Genomic DNA, 1,783 nt, shown 5'->3' on the forward strand with positions numbered 1-1,783 from the left:
GTCCTGCGGCAGCACGTAGTCGCGGCCCCGGATCAGGGCGATCGCGCGGGCGGCGGCCACGATCCCCAGGGTGGCGCGGGGCGACGCGCCGTAGGCCACCCAACCGGCGATGTCGGCCAGGCCGTGCTCGGCGGGCGTGCGCGTGGCGACCACCAGGCGCACCACGTAGTCGACGAGCGCGTGGTGCACGAACACCCGCGACGCCACGCCCTGCAGCCGGGTGAGCTCGGCCGGGTTGATCACCTGCTGGGCGACGGGCGGCTCGGCGCCCATCCGGTAGACGATCTCCCGCTCCTCCTCGACGCCCGGGTACTCCACGATGATCTTGAACAGGAAGCGGTCGCGCTGCGCCTCCGGCAGCGGGTAGACGCCCTCGTTCTCGATCGGGTTCTGCGTGGCCAGGACGAGGAACGGGTCGGGCATCGGGAAGCTCTTGCCGCCGATCGACACGTGCCGCTCGGCCATCACCTCGAGCATCGCCGACTGCACCTTCGCCGGCGCGCGGTTGATCTCGTCGGCCAGCACGAAGTTGGCCACGACGGGCCCGAGCTCGACGTCGAACTCCTCGCGGCCCTGCCGGTAGATCCGCGTGCCGAGGATGTCGGCCGGCACCAGGTCCGGGGTGAACTGCAGCCGGGTGAAAGTGCCTCCGACGACCTTCGCGACGGTCTCGACGGCCAGCGTCTTCGCGACGCCCGGCACGCCCTCCAGCAGCAGGTGGCCCTTGGCCAGCAGGCCGACGAGCATCCGCTCGACGAGCCGGTCCTGACCGACGATCACGCGCTTGATCTCGAAGACGACGCGCTCGAGTCGTTCGCCCTCGTGGGCCGGGCTGGGGACGGACTCCTGGACGGTCACGTCCTCATCTCACCGCTTCCACCGTGAGACGGCCGTGAACCCTCCCGGCGGCCACTTCCCCGTCCCGGCGGGTCGTCGGTCATTGATCGATTGGCGATTCGGTTCGTCAATGAATGCTTGGCAGTAGAAGGCGAGGGGTGGACGGCACGGCCCACCGGATCCACACGGGCTCCCGCCGGCCCGGGGCGGGGGCATCGCCCACGCCGAGGACGGCCCTCGCGCGTGCCATTGCCCCGCCGAAAGCCGGGTCGTTCGCCGGGGGGCCGGGCGGCTTTCGGCTGCGCCCGCTCCCCCGCTCCGGTCGGTCGTCGCCGGTCAACGAATGGTGGGCGGATCGGCCGCGTCAATGTTTCGTTGACATAGGTGGGAGCGAACCCCTCAGGAGGCCGACCCGCGCTGTCAGAGCACGCGGGTGGCCTGCGGCAGCAGGTCCTTGGTACGCAGCGGCACGACCCGCACGTTCGCCCCGGTGTACGGGGCCTCGATCATCTTGCCGTTGCCGATGTACATCGCCACGTGGTGGATCGGCCGGTTGCCGTTCTTGTAGAACACCATGTCACCGGGCCGGATCCGGGAGATCGGGACCTTCTCCCCCGCGTGGTACTGGTTGCGGCTCACCCGCGGCAGCGAGACGCCCACGCCGTTGAACGCGTACAGCATCAGCCCCGAACAGTCGAAACCGATGCGGTCCAGCGGGGAGCCGAAGGCATCGGGGATGCCGGTGGTCGGCCCGCGCCCGTTGCCCCCGCCCCAGACGTACTGCACGCCGACCTGCGACATCGCGCGGTCGATCACCCGCTGCACGGCGGCGCTGCCCCGGACGGCGCCGGTGCGCCCTCCCTGGTCGGCGGCTGCGGCGGCGAGGCGCGCGGCAGCCGCCTCCCGCTCCGCGCGCTCCCGCGCGGCGGCCTCCTCGGCCATCCGG

The 1,783-nt window shown here is 71.7% G+C and carries 2 protein-coding genes; both read right to left on the reverse strand.

Features of this window, described 5'->3' with window-relative positions; genetic code table 11:
- Window positions 1-858, reverse strand: an 858-nt coding sequence (locus tag KME75_RS41270; RefSeq protein WP_219420421.1) for an AAA family ATPase, incomplete at its 3' end; no start/stop codon positions are given.
- 399 nt (window positions 859-1,257) lie between these two features.
- On the reverse strand, window positions 1,258-1,783 hold a 526-nt coding region (locus KME75_RS41275), incomplete at its 5' end, for a C40 family peptidase (protein WP_219420422.1).

The sequence above is a fragment of the Pseudonocardia nigra genome, from assembly GCF_019396355.1.
Taxonomy (GTDB): domain Bacteria; phylum Actinomycetota; class Actinomycetes; order Mycobacteriales; family Pseudonocardiaceae; genus Pseudonocardia; species Pseudonocardia nigra.